The organism is Asanoa iriomotensis, assembly GCF_016862515.1.
In the GTDB taxonomy this organism is placed as follows: domain Bacteria; phylum Actinomycetota; class Actinomycetes; order Mycobacteriales; family Micromonosporaceae; genus Asanoa; species Asanoa iriomotensis.
The window spans coordinates 84531-98210 of record NZ_BONC01000015.1 but is presented as its reverse complement, the minus strand read 5'-3'; the positions used below and the strand labels follow the sequence as shown (position 1 = coordinate 98210).

The following is a 13680-nucleotide window of genomic DNA, read 5'->3' as shown; positions in this document are numbered from 1 at the left end:
CCCTGGATCGCGGCGCACTGGTCGCGTCGTCCGCGCGGCTCGACGCTGGTGGCATGCAGAACCTCTCCCGATTCGACGGCAGGATCGCTCTGATCACCGGTGGCACCAGCGGCATGGGGCTCGCCACCGCGCGCCGGTTCCTCGCCGAGGGCGCGCAGGTGGTCGTCACCGGGCGCGACAAGGCCCGGCTGGACGCCGCGGTCGAGACGCTCGACGGTGGTGAGCGCGTCCTCGCGGTGCGTGGCGACGTAGCCGACCTCGCCGACCTCGACGCGCTGATGGACGCGGTCCGGCAGCGCCACGGCCGCCTGGACGTGCTGTTCGCCAACGCCGGCACCGCCTCGTTCGTGCCGACGTCGTCGGTGTCCGAAGCCGACTTCGACCGTACCGTGGCCATCAATTTCAAGGGCGTGTTCTTCACGATCCAGAAGGCGCTGCCGCTGCTGCGGTCCGCGCCGACGGCGGCGGTCGTGATCAACGCATCGTGGACGCTCCACCGTGGACTGGCCAATGCCGCCGTGTACGCGGCGACGAAGGCCGCGGCACACAACCTGACGCACACCCTCGCGGCCGAGTGGGGTCCACAAGGGATCCGGGTGAACTCGGTGAGCCCCGGCTACATCGCGACGCCGATGTTCGATGCGGAGATCCCCGTCGAACAGCACGCCGGCGTGCTCGACCAGGTGGTCGCGGGCCGGTTCGGGACCGACGAGGACGTCGCGGGCGCGGTCGCGTTCCTGGCCTCAGACGAGGCGTCGTACGTCAACGGCCAAGATCTGATCATCGACGGTGGCCTGGTCTCTTCGGCGACGGCCCTCGGCATCGCGGAACTCCCCGACTGACCGCATCGGCTACCCGGTTACACGTCGGCCTGTCCGGCGTCGCGTGTAGAAGGAGAACGGCGGCGCCGCAGCCAGTTACGAACGTCGTGCGCGGCGATGATGGTCCAGAAGATGAGGGCGGGCCAGATCAGATGCGCCCAGCGGCCGCCGAGCAGCACCGCGGCGCCGAGCAGCACCAGAGCGGTGCTCTCCACCAGCACCAATCGGACGCTCTTGCCGGTGGAGTCACGGGCTTGCGCGCCGCCGCCGAGCAGCAGGGTCGCGGCGCGGCACAGGCCGACGCCGCCGAACACCAGGAGCATCCAGCCGCCCACCTCCGCCAACCAATTGGGCATCGGGGGCTCCCTGTCGTCGCCGCTCTATTGATCGAGTGTAGGTCGGGCCAGCGGCTACGCGCGCCGCTCCCGCAGCCGGCGCCGGAACCTCATCAGTTCCGCGGGTACGACCAGGCCGCCTGCCACCGCGAACGGCAGGGGCAGAAAATCGATCCACCGCCAGATCGACGCACTCACTTCCCGCACGACGGACGGGTGGTGCGGGTCGTAGCGGACCTGGATGACGTCACCCGGGCCCGGTCGTTGCTCCACGCTGTCCATAATGGCCGTGACACCGACCGGGCCGCTCTCGTAGGCCAGGTTGAGGGTGGGTGAGCGCCCGTCGTAGTTGGTGCGCACGACGCGAGCGTCGGCAACCTCTCCACGCCTCTCCAGCGCGACGTTCTCGTGCACCTGCCATCCCACCAACGTGACGAACAAGCAGGTGAGCAATGAGGTGAACAGAAGCCACAAGCCCGCCGTCAGCGCTGTCGTCCCGTCGCCACGTACCCACCCGAGGACGACCTCCTCGTAGCGCGACGCGCGGCCAACGGGATCCAGCTCCGGCGGCAAGACTCCGACTCCTTCGCTGCGACGACAGCCGACGGCGACAGTGTATTGCCGAGACGGCGGGCCGCCGCCGGATCGGGTCCGGCGGCGGTCGCGGCAGAGACGGTCAGGCGACGAACGTCCACAGCTGGTCCTGGGCGCTGTCCGTCGGTGACATCTTGCAGTCCCAGGTGACCAGCCACGTTCCGTTCGTGATGGCGCCGCCCGGGATGGCCAGGCACAGGCCGGTGACCTGGTTCACCAGGAAGTAGCGGTTCGTGGTGCCGTCGGCCAACCATGCCCGCCACATCGTTCGCGAGGGCATGTTCGCGTTGCAGAACTCCTGCGTCAGCTGCGAACCCTTGGCCCAGCCGGCCAGGCAGAGCCCGCTGTTCGTGTTCCGCAGACCGAAGACCTGGCCGCCGGCGGCCTCCTCCCACTTCCGGAACGTCTGACCGGGCTTCCTCGGGCTGTACTGGCAGTCCCAGGTCTGGATCTTCTTGCCCACGACGAGGGACGCCGCCGGCACGTCGACACATCGGCCCACTCGCTGGGGCGCGGCGTAGATGAGGAATGTTCCATCGGCGGCCTGGGCGGGAACGGTTGACATGCCCGCGATCGACGCCGCGACCAGGAACGCGGCGAGCAGACGGGCGAGAAAACGGTTCATCCGGTCTCCGTTCGAAACGACGGCGGGTCGGCGCCCACCGCTCGATCCAGAGAATCCCGACCCTGCCGGCAGTCCTCAACCACCTCGGCTGTTCGAGGTCGTTCGAGATCGTTCAGTCCCCGCAGCCGGAACCTGCCGTTCTGCCGTGCGACACACGCCCGTCGCCCAGCGGCAACTACACGCCGGTAAGGAGGACCGCGAAACCGTCGAGATGGCGCGCGAGGCCGAACTCGAAGAGCCCGTCCAGATCGGAGACCGCGTCCGGCGGGATCGCCGCCAACAGCGGGAACCGACCGCCGGACAGGAGTTCCTCGGTGCGCGAGCGCTGGGTCAGTCGCCAGCCGGCCAGCGTGATGCCGGTCTCCTGCTCCGCCTCGATCTCGTCCGACATGGACAGTGCGTGCGTGACGACCAGCCCGTGCAGCGTGAGCGCCTCGCGGATCCGCGTCGAGATGGGCAGGCCGAGCCCGTCCAGCGCACGCAGCGTCCACTCCGTGTGTGCCGCCATCGCGGGCACGAGCAGCGGGCGGGTGAACGACACCGCCCTGGGCAGCCACAGGTGGCGGCGGAACAGGTCCCATTCCAGCCGGGCCACGAGCTCGAGTTTGGCGCGCCATCCCGGCGGCCCCGGGACGGGCAACGCTGACTCGCCGAAGACCTCGTCGGCCATCTGCGCCACGAGGTCGTCCTTGTTCGCCACATGCCGGTACAACGACATCGGTCCGACGCCCAACTCGACCGCCAGGCGCCGCATCGACACCGCGTCGAGGCCCTCGACGTCGGCGATCTCGATGGCGGCGCGGAGCACCTGCTCGCGGCGCAGCGCGCGCCTGGCTGCGCCGGGCCGCCGCCCGCTCGGTGCCATGGTGCCGCCGGGCGGTTGCGTCAGGCTGACCACCGTGCCGGAGCCGACCGTGGCCTCGACCAGACCTTCGTCGCGGAGGGTCGCGATCACCTTGGTCGCGGTCGCGGCCGCGACACCCCACCGCTGAGCGATCTGGCGGATCGACGGGACCCGGTCACCCGGCCCCAGCTCGCCGGCCAGGATCCGGGCCCGGATTTCCGCCGCGACCCGCCGATATGGCGGATCGGGCCGCTGCGTGGACGAAGACATCGGAACCGAGTGTACTAGCTCACTCGCTCCCGACCCAGCTCACTTGATCGCGACGAAGGTGGCTACAGCAAGGGCACATTCTTAGGCTGACAGCATGACAGATACGGCGTACGCAACCGTCTCGCGGACGGACGACGCGGGCCGGCGGGCGGTGGTGGCGATCCTCACCGAGGCGTTCATGGACGACCCTGTCGTCTGTTGGCTCTTCCCCGACGCGAGCGAACGAGGTCGTCTCCAAGCCGGCTTCTACCGCTCCCTGCTCGCCCACCCCGCCGCACAGGCAGGCCTGGTCGGCCGAGGCGAAGGAACCGCGGTGTGGCTGACGCTCGCCGCCGGTCAAGCGCCCCACCCGGACCCGCCCGAGGCGGGCGGGGACTTCGGCGCGCACGGCGCCCGGCTGCTGGCGCTCGGTCAGGCGCTGGCGCAGCGACACCCCGGCGGCGAGCGGCACCTCTACCTGCCGGCGATGGGCGTGGTCCGGAGGCGGCAAGGAGCCGGGCTCGGCTCGGCGCTGTTGCGACACGGCTTGTCGCAGGCCGCAGGGCTCGGCGCCTATCTCGAAGCGAGCTCGCCGCGCAGCCGAACCCTCTACATGCGACATGGGTTCGAGGACCTCGGCGAGCCGATCCGCCTCGACGGCGGTCCACCCCTGTGGCCGATGTGGCGAGCACCGCGGTGAACGACTTCCCCACCAAGGATGACAGCTCCATGACGACCAACCACGACAGCGACCGGCGACCGCCGACCCTGGTGTTCCTGCACGGCACCCACACGTCGTCCTTCTGGGCGTCCGGCCTGATCAGAGAGCTCACCCTGCGCGGCCACCGCGCGGTGGCCGTCGACCTTCCGGGGCACGGCGACGAGGCGGTCATCCCCCGTGCGTACCAGGCCCCGCAGGACCTCGACGCGCTGGCCACCGAGCCGTCGCCGCTCGCCGCGGTCACCATCGACGACTACGTAGAGCGCGTCGTCGGCGTCGTCCGCCGAGCCCGCCGGCAAGGACCTGTGATCCTCGCCGGCGCCAGCCAGGGCGGCGTCACGGTGAGCCGGGTCGGCAACACCATCCCCGAACTGCTCGAACGGGTCGTCTACGTCGCCGCCTACTGTTGCGTCGACCTGCCGAACATGACCGCATACCTCGACACGCCGGAGAACAGCGAGAGCCTGCTCCCCCTGGTGGCGGCGCTGGCGGTCGGCGACCCGGCGGCGCTGGGCGTGGCCCGGATCAACTGGCGCTCGGCCGACCCGGCGGTGTTCCACGGCGTCAAGCAGTGCCTGGCCGGCGACTTCAGCGACGAGGCGGTGCGCCGCCTGCTGCACATGTTCGAGCCGGACGAGACCGCCAGCATCCCGCTGGCCGAAGCCCGCGGTGAAGCGGACTCCTGGGGTCGTATACCGCGCACGTACGTGCGCTTCACCCACGACCGCCTCATTCCGAAGGCGCTCCAGGACCGGTTCATCGACGAGGCCGACCGCCTGACACCGGACAACCGGACGGACGTGCGCAGCGTGCCAGCACCGCACTGCGGGCCGTTCGACCGGCGCGAACTGGTGGAGATCTTCGCCGAGCTGACGAGCCGCTGACCGCGCGGCAGGGTCGCCGGCCGGCCCTGTCCCAGACATTCTTGCCATTCGATGTCTTGTGGGGGGAGCGCGATGTCTGTTGTCCGTCGCACCGCGGCCGGTGCGCTGGCCTTGCTCACCGTCCTGGTCGGTGCCGCCGGTCCGGCGTACGCCGCCGTCGACGATCCCGCGCAGTCGGCGACGCCGTACCACGTCGGATTTCCGCTCTTCCGCAGCGCCAACATGGCGAACCGGAAGGGCGGCGGCACCTGTATCTGACCCGCAGCGTCGACGACGGCGCCACCTGGTCGACCCCGCAGGACCTGGCCACCCAACTGATTCCGGCCGGGTGGGCGTGGGACGCGGTCGGGCCCGGCATCGGGGTCAAGCTGAGCACCGGCGAGCTGGTCGTGCCGGCCAAGGGGCGCAACCTGATCGGCCGCGGCACGCCCGGCAACCGCACCTGGTCGATGCAGCTGCTCGGCGAGTCCAACAACGAGGGCACTGTCGCCCAGACACCCGACGGCCGGCTCTACCGCAACGACCGGCCGAACTCCGGCGACTACCGCCGGGTCGCCCGGGGCACGCTGGGCGGCTTCGGCGCCTTCGCCAACGACACCGGGCTGCCCGATCCGCAGTGCGAGGGCGCGGTCCTCGTCTACAACCTCGACGCGCCCGCACGGACGATCTTCCTGAACTTCGCCTCGACGAGCAGCCGCCGGGAGATGCGGGTGCGCATCAGCTACGACGCGGACGCCAACCGCTACACCTACGGCCGCAAGCTCGGCGACGCACCGATCGCCGGCGCCGGCAAAGCCAGCATGACCAAGACCACCGACTTCCGGATCGGTGCGCTCGTGGAGACGGACTTCTTCGAGTACGGCAGCGACCCGCGCTCGCACCGTGCGATCGTCTGGCGGCGCTTCAACCTGTCGTGGATCCTCAACGGCCCCGGGGCCTGAGTCAGCTCGCGGGCTTCGAGTAGTTCTCGTTCTGCCCGCAGGTGCGGCCGTCGTTGGTGGTGTAGTTGCAGAGCGTTATCTTGACGCGGTTGATGCCGCCGACCAGGTTCGTGTCGCCGATGGTGAAGCCCGGCTCCGAGTACCAACCGTGGACGCAGTACGCGACCCTGGTCACGGTGTGGATCTTCTTGCTGCCGGCGAACGACTCGAAGACGACCTCGGTGTAGAGGTGGCCCGTGCAGTTCCGCCAGCCCGACGGGTAGATCACGGGATACACGGTCGCCGTGCGGTTGTGCCATTCGATCTGGCCCTCGGTGCAGCCCCAGTCGATGGTTTGCGTGGCGTGGCACGCCACCGTGCTGTTCGGGTTGCCGGAGACGTTGAAGTTGGACACCGGTGCGGCTTGCGCGGGCGCCGCCCACGCGATCGTCGCGACGACGGTCGCCACGGTCAGCGCGAACGCCGTGAACACCTTGCTGCGCATCGAGTGATGCCCTCCCCCGGTGGAATCCGGGGGCAGACAGAAACGTCCACATTGGTGAACGACGCCCCCGCGATTGCCGGAGATCCTAAGCGGTCGGCATCGATGGCCGCAAACTAGCGCGCTTGCGCCACCGCGGCCTCGTACGCCGCCTGCAGCTCGGCGAAGACCGACGGCGTGCCCTCCGGACGCGGGATGCCCAGATGCTGCTCGCGCAGCTCGTCCATGAACCGCGACCACAGCGCCGGCCCGCCCCGCTCGAGCAGCTCGGCGCGCACCGACAGCTCGTGGCTGGCCGGCATGTGCCGCCGCCCCCACGAACCCAGCGCCGCCATCACCGGCACGAGCTGCACGCCCGCCTCGGTGAGGCTGTAGCGGATCTTCTGCCGGTGGGTCTCGTCGGACGACCGCCAGAGCAGCCCGTGTGCGACCAGCCTGCGCAGCCGGTCGGCGAGGATGTTGGAGGCGATCCCCTCCTGCGACCCCGTCAGCAGCTCGCGGAAGTAGTGCCGGTTGCCGAACATCATGTCGCGCAGCACGACCAGCGACCAGCGGTCGCCCATCACCTCGACCGCCAGGTTGATCGGGCAGCCGGACCGGTGCACCTGTCCCTCATCCATCAGACAACGATGGTAGCATCCAACCGATTGCACATTGCAATCGGTCTCGAAGGCGCAACCAGTTTCGGAGGCGTGATGAAGCCGACGACCGAACGCATCGACCGGCGCTACAGCGACCCCACGGCCCAAGCCGTCCCGTGGACCGACGCCGAGGCGAGACTGGCCGCGGCGGAGGTCGCCTGGGTCGTCACCGTGCGGCCCGACGGCCGTCCACACACGACACCGATGGTCCCGGTGGTCCAGGACCGCAAGGTCTACTTCCACACCGGCAGCACCGAGGTGAAGTACGCCAACCTCCAGGCCAACCCGCACGTGCTCGTGCTGGCCGGCGACACCGCCTGGGACCGCGGCCTCGACGTGGTCGTCGAAGGCACTGCCGCGCCGGTGACCGACGAGGTGCTGCTGCGCCGGCTCGCCGCGCTCTACCGCGACCGCTGGGACGGCCGCTGGGAGCTCGACGTCCGCGACGGCGCCCTGGTCTCCCCCACCCCCGACACCCAGCTCGTGGTCTTCGAGGTGACGCCGGACAAGGCGTACGGCCACGCCAAGGGCGACCCCTTCAGCCAGACCAACTACCGCCTCTGACCGGCGGCGACCAGCGAAAGGGCACCATGAAGCTTCTCCTCACCGACTCGGGCATCAAGAACGCCAGCATCAAAGCCGCCCTGCTCGACCTGCTGGGCAAACCGATCTCCGAGTCCACCGCGCTGTGCATCCCCACCGCGATCTACGCCAACCCCCGCGGTCCCTTCAACGCCTGGCAGTTCGTCAGCGGGCAGGACCCCGACTGCGCGATGACGGAACTGGGTTGGAAGGCCGTGGGTCTGCTGGAGCTGACCGCGCTGCCGAGCGTCGACAAAGACCGTTGGGTCCCGCTGGTACGCGAGGCCGACGTCCTGTTGGTCGGCGGCGGCGACGCCATCTACCTGCACCACTGGATGCGCGAGTCCGGGCTTGCCGACCTGCTGCCGTCGCTGACCGAGACGGTCTGGGTCGGGCTGAGCGCCGGCAGCATGGTGATGACCCCGCGCATCGGCGAGGACTTCGTCGGGTGGAAGTCTCCCGCCGGCGACGACCGCACGATGGGGATGGTCGACTTCTCGATCTTCCCGCACGTGGGCCACCCGTCCCTGCCGCTCAACACCATGGAAGCCGCCGAGAAGTGGGCGGCCGGCATCGGCGGTCCGGCGTACGCGATCGACGACCAGACCGCCATCAAAGTGATCGACGGCGACGTCGAGGTCGTCTCCGAAGGCCACTGGAAGCGCTTCTAACCGCGCGCCCAGCCCTCCTTGACCGCGAACATCTGCGCGGTCTTGCGGGCGTCGGTGTCGACCAGGTCGCCGAGCGTCTCGTCGACCCGCCGCAGGACGTCGTCGCCGAGCGACACACCCGCGGCGGCGGCGTTCTCGGTGACCTGGTCCGGCCGGGACGCCCCGATCAGCGCGGTGCTGACGCCGGGCCGGTGCAGGGTCCACGCGATCGCGAGCTGTGCCATCGACAGCCCGGCGTCGGCGGCGATCGGCCGCAGGCCCTGCACCCGGGTCAGCAGCTCGTCGCCGAGCACCCGGGCGATGAACCGCGGCGCGCGCCCGTCGCCGGCGGCCCGCGAACCGGGCGGCGGCGCCTGACCGGGCTGGTACTTGCCGGTCAGCACGCCCTGCGCGAGCGGCTGGAACGCGATCTGGCCCAGCCCTTCGGCGAGCGACAGCGGCACCACCTCGGGCTCGATGACCCGCCACAGCATGTTGTACTGCGGCTGGTTGGACACCAGCCGGCTGCGCAGCCCCAGCTCGGCCCCGATGTCCAGCGCGGCGCGGATCTGCTTCGCGGTCCACTCCGAGACACCGAGGTAGCGCACCTTGCCCTGGCGCACGAGGTCGTCGAACGCGATCAGCGTCTCGTCCAGCGGCGTGCGGTCGTCGAACCGGTGCGCCTGGTAGAGGTCGACGTAGTCGGTGCCGAGCCGGCGCAGCGACGCATGGCACGACTCCATGACGTGCTTGCGCGACAGGCCACGGTCGTTGGGGCCGGGGCCGGTCGGGTTGCAGACCTTGGTGAGGATCTCGACCGACTCGCGCCGCACCCCGCGCAGCGCCTCGCCGAGCACGGTCTCGGCGGCGCCCATCGCGTACACGTCGGCGGTGTCGAAGGTCGTGATGCCGGCGTCGAGGGCCGCTCTGACACACGCGGTCGCCGCCGCGCGCTCGACCGACTCGCCATGGGTGAGCCAGTTGCCGTAGGTGATCTCGCTGAGCATGAGTCCGCTGGCGCCGAGCTGACGATGCTTCATGATCATGCAGGGTACGCCTCTCTGCCGAATCTGCCGTATCTCGGGTGTACGGTTGAATTCGGGTATGAAATGTGGCTATTGCTCCTAATCGGGGCCGGGCTCGCGGGCGCCGTCCTTGGGACCGGCTCGCTGCTCCTCAGCGCGATCACCGCGATCGCGGCAACAGCCGTGCTCGTGGTCGTGCTGCTGGTCAAACGCCCGGCGGTGCCGGCGGCCTGGTGGCTCCTGGCCGGCTGCTCCGGGATCATCAGCTATGCCCGCCTGTCGTACGCGACACAACGCGCGGGAACGACCGCCACGCACGGGGTGGGGTCGGGCGACATCCGCGCCTGGATCGTCTATGCGGCGCTCGGCGGCGCGCTGATCCTGTTCACCGGCCGGGCGCGCGAGTTCGATCTGGAGGACACCCTCGACGCGCTCATCGTCGGCCTAGGGGCTTTTGTCATCCTTTGGGTGTTCCTGTTCTCTGACCACAGCCCGACCGCCGGCGAGGCCGTGAGCGTCACCGTCATCCGTCCGATAGCCGCAGCAGTCCTGCTCGGGCTGCTGACGCGGCTCCTCTTCCAGGTCAGCCCGCGAACGCCGGCCATGCTGATGGTCTCGGCGGCGACCCTGGCCGTCATCGTCGGATCCGTCGCGTACGCCCTACCCAGCCGACTGTCCAACACCGGCATCCTGTTCCCGGTGTTCTCGGTCCTGGTCGCGGCGGCCGCGCTGCACCCGTCGAGTGTGCTGAAACCGGGCAGACGCATCCGGGACCCGTCGCGGCTCGGTGTGGCCCGCATGACCCTGTTCGCGTTCCTGACCCTGCTCGGCCCGCTCGCCTGGGTGCTCGCGATCATCCCGAGCGCGTACAACCCCGTATCGATCAGCGATCTGGGGCTTCCGATCATCGCGGCCGCGCTGATCTCCCTCCTGCTGCTGTGGCGGCTCGGGCTCATCGCGTCGTTCGCCCGGCGGCGATCCCGGGAGCTCGAGGGACTCCAGGTCGAGCTGGCGCACCAGGCGGCGCACGACCCGCTGACCGGGCTGGCCAACCGCACCGTGCTGCTCGACAAGCTCGACGCGCTCTGCGGTCATGACGCCCGCCGGGACGGCCGCGGCGCTGCCCTGCTGCTGCTGGATCTCGACGGCTTCAAAGCGGTCAACGACTCGCTCGGGCACCCGGCCGGCGACGCCGTGCTGCTCGAGGTCGGCCGGCGCCTCGGCGCGGTCGCACCCTCCGCGAGCACGGTCGTGCGCCTCGGCGGCGACGAGTTCGCGGTGCTCCTCCCGGACACCGGCGCCAACGGCGCGGCCGCGGTCGCCGAGCAGGCCCGGGTCCGGCTCAGCCAACCGTTCCCCACCGCGTACGGCACGGTCACCATCGGCACGAGCATCGGCATCAAGGCCGACGCGCAGGCCAGCCACGACACCTCCGAGGCCCTCCGCGACGCCGACCTGGCCCTCTACGCCGCGAAGGCGGCCGGGCGGAACCGGCTGATGGTCTTCGCGCCGGCGCTGCGCGGCGGGCCGGCCGATCAACGATCGACCGGCCAGCCCGTGGATCAATGAGCGCGCGCCAGTTCCTCGACGGGTGCGGCTGAGCCGCGTCGCCGCAGCCCCGCGACGGTGACCAGGCTCGCGATCACCAGCGCCGCGACCGGCACCAGCAGGCCGGCCCGATAGCTGTCCAGCGTCGTGCCCGAGCCGGCCGCCGCGACCACCACCGCCGTCGTCACCGCGAGCCCCAGCGCCGAACCGAACTGGAACGACGTGGTGAGGATGCCGCTGGCCAGGCCCTGCTCCTCGGCGTCGACGTCGTCGGTGGCCGCGATCGTCAGCGGCCCGTACGCCAGCGCGAACCCGAACCCGATGGCCAGCAACCCGGGCAGCAGCGTCAGGAAGCTCCAGGTCATGCCCAGCGGCAGGAACCACGCGAAGGCCAGCGCGACCAGCACCAACCCGACCGCGATCACCCGCTGGTTGCCGTACCGGGCGACCAGGCGCGGCGTCAGCGTCGGTGCGATGACCGCGTCGATGCCGATCACCGCGAGCGCCAGCCCGGTCTCGATCTCCGACCAGCCCCGCAATTCCTGCAGATAGAGCACGGCGACGAACTGGAAGCCCATGAAACCGGCGACCAGCAGGAACGCGCCGATGTTGGCCCGCAGCAGCGGCCGCGAGCGCAGGATGCCCAGCCGCATCAGCGGCGCCGGCGAGCGACGCTGGACGGCCACGAACGCCGCGAACAGCGCCGCGCTGCCGGCCAGCGTCGCGGCCGTGACCCACGCCGCCACCTCCGGCAGGTGTACGACGGCCACCACGAGCAGCAGCATCGCCCCGGTCAGCGCCAGCGTGCCGGGGACGTCGAAGCGGGCCCGGCCGCCGGCCGCCGGGACGTCCCGCGGCACCAGCGGCAGCGCCGCGGCCAGCAGCAGCGACGCCATGACGACCGGCGCGAAGAAGACCCACCGCCAGTCGACGCTGGTCAGCAGGCCGCCGACCACCATGCCGAGCGAGAAGCCGCCCGCGGCCGCACCCGCGTACACGAGGACCGCTCTGTCTCTGGCCGCACCCTCGGGGAACGTCGTCGTGATGATCGACAGGCCGGCCGGAGCGAGGAACGCCGCCGCCACCCCGGTCGCGAAGCGGGCCAGGATCAGCATCCAGCCCTCGGTCGCGAGCCCGCCGAGACCGGAGAACGCGATGAACACCCCCAGCCAGCCGATGAACATCCGCCGGCGCCCGAGCAGGTCGGCGGCCCGGCCGCCGAGCAGCACGAACCCGCCGTAGCCGAGCACGTAGCCGCTGACCACCCACTGCAGCGCGGCGGTCGACAGGCCCAGGTCGGCGCGGATGGCGGGCAGCGCGACACCCATCATCGAGATGTCGACGCCCTCCAGGAAGATCGCCCCACACAGGACGAGCAACAGCGCCCAGCATCGGGCCCCTACCTTCGTTGGCACGTGATTCCCCCACGGTCGAGTCGGTTACCTCTTGTAACTGACCCCATCGTTGGTCACTATTGGGAACCATGGAAGAAGGCACTTCAACGTCACCTGGTTACTGCTGCGATACCGAGGGCGAGTTCAACGACGCCTTCCAGTGGGACGCACGGGAAGACTGCGAGGTCCGGCAGATCCTCGACCGCATCGCCGACAAGTGGTCACTGCTGGTCGTGGCGCTGCTCGAGCACCGCAAGCTGCGTTTCACCGAGCTGCGCCGGGAGATCGACGGCATCAGCCAGCGGATGCTGACGGTGACCCTGCGCCATCTCGAACGCGACGGGCTCGTCCGCCGCACGGTCCACCCGACGGTGCCGCCACGCGTGGACTACGCGCTGACCCCGCTGGGCGTGACGCTGCACCAGACCGTGCAGACCCTGGTCGCCTGGACCGACGCCAACCAGCGCGAGATCGCCGCCGCCCGCGCCGCCTACGACCGGCGCGAGGCCGAGTTCGCCGCCGCTCAGTAGCGGTCGAGCTCGGCGGCGGGCGCCATCACGATGCGGGGTTTCGCCGTCGGGTTCAGCCAGCGCAGCACCTTGACCAGGTCGGACTCCGCGATCGCGACGCAGCCCGCGGTCGCCCGGCCCGGGATCATGACGTGCAGGAAGATGCCGCTGCCGCGCGGCGGGTCGGCCTCCTTGACCGGGATGTTGTAGTTGATGACCGCGAAGTAGCGGTACTGCGGGTCGGTCTCCCACAGGGCCTCGCTGGGGCCGCCCGGGTCCGCGCCGTGGACGAACGAGTTGTAGCCCGGCGTCTCCGCGTTCTCGTTCCACCAGTCGTTCTCGACCAGGCGGTGGTAGCTGTAGCGGACGCCCGGGTTCGCGGCTATGCCGTACATCGTCGAACCGATCGGGTAGACGCCCGTCGGGGTCGCCGGCTTGCCCTCGGCCGCTCGGTCCGTGAAGCCCTGGCTCCCTAGACGCGCGGTCATCCGCGCGAACGCCGGCGCCCACGCGCCGGCACGTTTCTCGAACGCCTGCAACGTGCCGGTGCTCGTGCCGAAGCCGCTGGACTTCACCACGATCACCTGCGTGGTGCCCGACGGCAAGGTGCGCAACCGCGACGCGTCGTTGACCGGCGTCGTGCTCCTCGGCGTCGTGCTTTTCGGCGTCGGGACGCTCTCCGACCGGCTCGGCGGCTGGTCGGAGCGGCGGGCCAGCTGGTCGCGGGCCGCCGCCGTCTCCGCGGGCGCCGCGTCCGCGCGGGGCTCGACGGTGCCGCAGGCAGCCAGCGCCAGCACGGCCACGACGGCAGCCACCGACCGCAGCAGGCAGCTCAC

18 protein-coding genes are annotated in these 13680 nt (G+C 70.6%); 9 read left to right on the top strand and 9 right to left on the bottom strand.

The window, feature by feature from the left end; translation table 11 throughout:
* The first annotated feature begins 53 nt into the window (after positions 1–53).
* Positions 54–842 carry an SDR family NAD(P)-dependent oxidoreductase gene (locus Air01nite_RS13335; RefSeq protein ID WP_203702411.1) on the top strand — a complete coding sequence of 263 codons (789 nt, stop codon included), beginning with the start codon at positions 54–56 and terminating at the stop codon, positions 840–842.
* A gap of 17 nt (positions 843–859) precedes the next feature.
* Here Air01nite_RS13335 and Air01nite_RS13330 read toward each other — a convergent pair whose 3' ends face one another.
* The 4 genes from Air01nite_RS13330 to Air01nite_RS13315 all read right to left on the bottom strand — a co-directional run bounded on the left by Air01nite_RS13330 (position 860) and on the right by Air01nite_RS13315 (position 3489).
* A complete protein-coding gene (locus tag Air01nite_RS13330; protein ID WP_203702410.1) occupies positions 860–1177 on the bottom strand; it encodes a hypothetical protein in 318 nt (105 codons plus the stop codon).
* 54 nt (positions 1178–1231) lie between these two features.
* A complete protein-coding gene (locus Air01nite_RS13325) occupies positions 1232–1729 on the bottom strand; it encodes a DUF3592 domain-containing protein (RefSeq protein ID WP_203702409.1) in 498 nt (165 codons plus the stop codon).
* A gap of 103 nt (positions 1730–1832) precedes the next feature.
* Positions 1833–2375 (bottom strand): RICIN domain-containing protein, encoded by a 543-nt coding sequence (locus Air01nite_RS13320; RefSeq protein ID WP_203702408.1) that lies wholly within the window; start codon positions 2373–2375, stop codon positions 1833–1835.
* Between the two features lie 175 nt (positions 2376–2550).
* Positions 2551–3489, bottom strand: a complete 939-nt coding sequence (locus tag Air01nite_RS13315) for a GntR family transcriptional regulator (RefSeq protein ID WP_203702407.1) — start codon at positions 3487–3489, stop codon at positions 2551–2553.
* Positions 3490–3583: 94 nt separating this feature from the next.
* Between Air01nite_RS13315 and Air01nite_RS13310 the strand changes: the two genes are divergently transcribed.
* The 4 genes from Air01nite_RS13310 (at position 3584) to Air01nite_RS13300 (ending at position 6014) form a co-directional block, all read left to right on the top strand.
* Positions 3584–4168, top strand: coding sequence for a GNAT family N-acetyltransferase (locus Air01nite_RS13310; RefSeq protein ID WP_203702405.1), 585 nt, complete (start codon positions 3584–3586; stop codon positions 4166–4168).
* Between the two features lie 29 nt (positions 4169–4197).
* Positions 4198–5073, top strand: coding sequence for an alpha/beta fold hydrolase (locus Air01nite_RS13305; RefSeq protein ID WP_203702403.1), 876 nt, complete (start codon positions 4198–4200; stop codon positions 5071–5073).
* Positions 5074–5145: 72 nt separating this feature from the next.
* The gene (locus tag Air01nite_RS41090) at positions 5146–5331 is read left to right on the top strand and encodes a hypothetical protein (protein ID WP_239090698.1); all 186 of its coding nucleotides are present in this window, start codon (positions 5146–5148) and stop codon (positions 5329–5331) included.
* Positions 5271–6014 (top strand): exo-alpha-sialidase, encoded by a 744-nt coding sequence (locus Air01nite_RS13300; protein ID WP_239090696.1) that lies wholly within the window; start codon positions 5271–5273, stop codon positions 6012–6014. Before Air01nite_RS41090 ends, Air01nite_RS13300 begins: the two co-directional genes overlap by 61 nt.
* Before the next feature lies 1 nt (position 6015).
* Here Air01nite_RS13300 and Air01nite_RS13295 read toward each other — a convergent pair whose 3' ends face one another.
* Positions 6016–6498 (bottom strand): hypothetical protein, encoded by a 483-nt coding sequence (locus Air01nite_RS13295; protein WP_203702400.1) that lies wholly within the window; start codon positions 6496–6498, stop codon positions 6016–6018.
* 113 nt (positions 6499–6611) lie between these two features.
* Positions 6612–7115 carry a winged helix-turn-helix transcriptional regulator gene (locus Air01nite_RS13290; protein WP_203702399.1) on the bottom strand — a complete coding sequence of 168 codons (504 nt, stop codon included), beginning with the start codon at positions 7113–7115 and terminating at the stop codon, positions 6612–6614.
* A gap of 75 nt (positions 7116–7190) precedes the next feature.
* On the opposite strand from Air01nite_RS13290, the gene Air01nite_RS13285 reads away from it, so the two are divergent.
* Together Air01nite_RS13285 and Air01nite_RS13280 are read left to right on the top strand one after the other, a co-directional pair.
* Positions 7191–7700 (top strand): pyridoxamine 5'-phosphate oxidase family protein, encoded by a 510-nt coding sequence (locus Air01nite_RS13285; RefSeq protein ID WP_203702398.1) that lies wholly within the window; start codon positions 7191–7193, stop codon positions 7698–7700.
* 26 nt (positions 7701–7726) lie between these two features.
* Positions 7727–8389 carry a Type 1 glutamine amidotransferase-like domain-containing protein gene (locus Air01nite_RS13280; RefSeq protein WP_203702397.1) on the top strand — a complete coding sequence of 221 codons (663 nt, stop codon included), beginning with the start codon at positions 7727–7729 and terminating at the stop codon, positions 8387–8389.
* Here Air01nite_RS13280 and Air01nite_RS13275 read toward each other — a convergent pair.
* Positions 8386–9408 carry an aldo/keto reductase family protein gene (locus tag Air01nite_RS13275; RefSeq protein ID WP_203702396.1) on the bottom strand — a complete coding sequence of 341 codons (1023 nt, stop codon included), beginning with the start codon at positions 9406–9408 and terminating at the stop codon, positions 8386–8388. The two genes, Air01nite_RS13280 and Air01nite_RS13275, sit on opposite strands and share 4 nt — an antisense overlap.
* 78 nt (positions 9409–9486) lie before the next feature.
* Here Air01nite_RS13275 and Air01nite_RS13270 point away from each other — a divergent pair, with 78 nt between their 5' ends.
* A complete protein-coding gene (locus Air01nite_RS13270; RefSeq protein WP_203702395.1) occupies positions 9487–10962 on the top strand; it encodes a GGDEF domain-containing protein in 1476 nt (491 codons plus the stop codon).
* Here the strand turns inward: Air01nite_RS13270 and Air01nite_RS13265 are convergent.
* Entirely contained in the window at positions 10956–12356 is a 1401-nt protein-coding gene (locus Air01nite_RS13265) for an MFS transporter (RefSeq protein WP_239090687.1), read from the bottom strand. The two genes, Air01nite_RS13270 and Air01nite_RS13265, sit on opposite strands and share 7 nt — an antisense overlap.
* A 68-nt stretch (positions 12357–12424) precedes the next feature.
* Between Air01nite_RS13265 and Air01nite_RS13260 the strand changes: the two genes are divergently transcribed.
* A complete protein-coding gene (locus Air01nite_RS13260; protein ID WP_203702394.1) occupies positions 12425–12865 on the top strand; it encodes a winged helix-turn-helix transcriptional regulator in 441 nt (146 codons plus the stop codon).
* Here the strand turns inward: Air01nite_RS13260 and Air01nite_RS13255 are convergent.
* Positions 12859–13659 (bottom strand): L,D-transpeptidase family protein, encoded by an 801-nt coding sequence (locus Air01nite_RS13255; protein ID WP_203702392.1) that lies wholly within the window; start codon positions 13657–13659, stop codon positions 12859–12861. The two genes, Air01nite_RS13260 and Air01nite_RS13255, sit on opposite strands and share 7 nt — an antisense overlap.
* Positions 13660–13680: the final 21 nt, after the last annotated feature.

Excerpts from the sequence above, each read along its gene's own strand:
- Air01nite_RS13335 (WP_203702411.1), top strand. The coding sequence starts at position 54 with ATGCAGAACCTCTCCCGATTCGACGGCAGGATCGCTCTGATCACCGGT.
- Air01nite_RS13330 (WP_203702410.1), bottom strand. The coding sequence starts at position 1,177 with ATGCCCAATTGGTTGGCGGAGGTGGGCGGCTGGATGCTCCTGGTGTTC.
- Air01nite_RS13320 (WP_203702408.1), bottom strand. The coding sequence starts at position 2,375 with ATGAACCGTTTTCTCGCCCGTCTGCTCGCCGCGTTCCTGGTCGCGGCG.
- Air01nite_RS13315 (WP_203702407.1), bottom strand. The coding sequence starts at position 3,489 with ATGTCTTCGTCCACGCAGCGGCCCGATCCGCCATATCGGCGGGTCGCG.
- Air01nite_RS13310 (WP_203702405.1), top strand. The coding sequence starts at position 3,584 with ATGACAGATACGGCGTACGCAACCGTCTCGCGGACGGACGACGCGGGC.
- Air01nite_RS13305 (WP_203702403.1), top strand. The coding sequence starts at position 4,198 with ATGACGACCAACCACGACAGCGACCGGCGACCGCCGACCCTGGTGTTC.
- Air01nite_RS41090 (WP_239090698.1), top strand. The coding sequence starts at position 5,146 with ATGTCTGTTGTCCGTCGCACCGCGGCCGGTGCGCTGGCCTTGCTCACC.
- Air01nite_RS13295 (WP_203702400.1), bottom strand. The coding sequence starts at position 6,498 with ATGCGCAGCAAGGTGTTCACGGCGTTCGCGCTGACCGTGGCGACCGTC.
- Air01nite_RS13290 (WP_203702399.1), bottom strand. The coding sequence starts at position 7,115 with ATGGATGAGGGACAGGTGCACCGGTCCGGCTGCCCGATCAACCTGGCG.
- Air01nite_RS13285 (WP_203702398.1), top strand. The coding sequence starts at position 7,191 with ATGAAGCCGACGACCGAACGCATCGACCGGCGCTACAGCGACCCCACG.
- Air01nite_RS13280 (WP_203702397.1), top strand. The coding sequence starts at position 7,727 with ATGAAGCTTCTCCTCACCGACTCGGGCATCAAGAACGCCAGCATCAAA.
- Air01nite_RS13275 (WP_203702396.1), bottom strand. The coding sequence starts at position 9,408 with ATGAAGCATCGTCAGCTCGGCGCCAGCGGACTCATGCTCAGCGAGATC.
- Air01nite_RS13260 (WP_203702394.1), top strand. The coding sequence starts at position 12,425 with ATGGAAGAAGGCACTTCAACGTCACCTGGTTACTGCTGCGATACCGAG.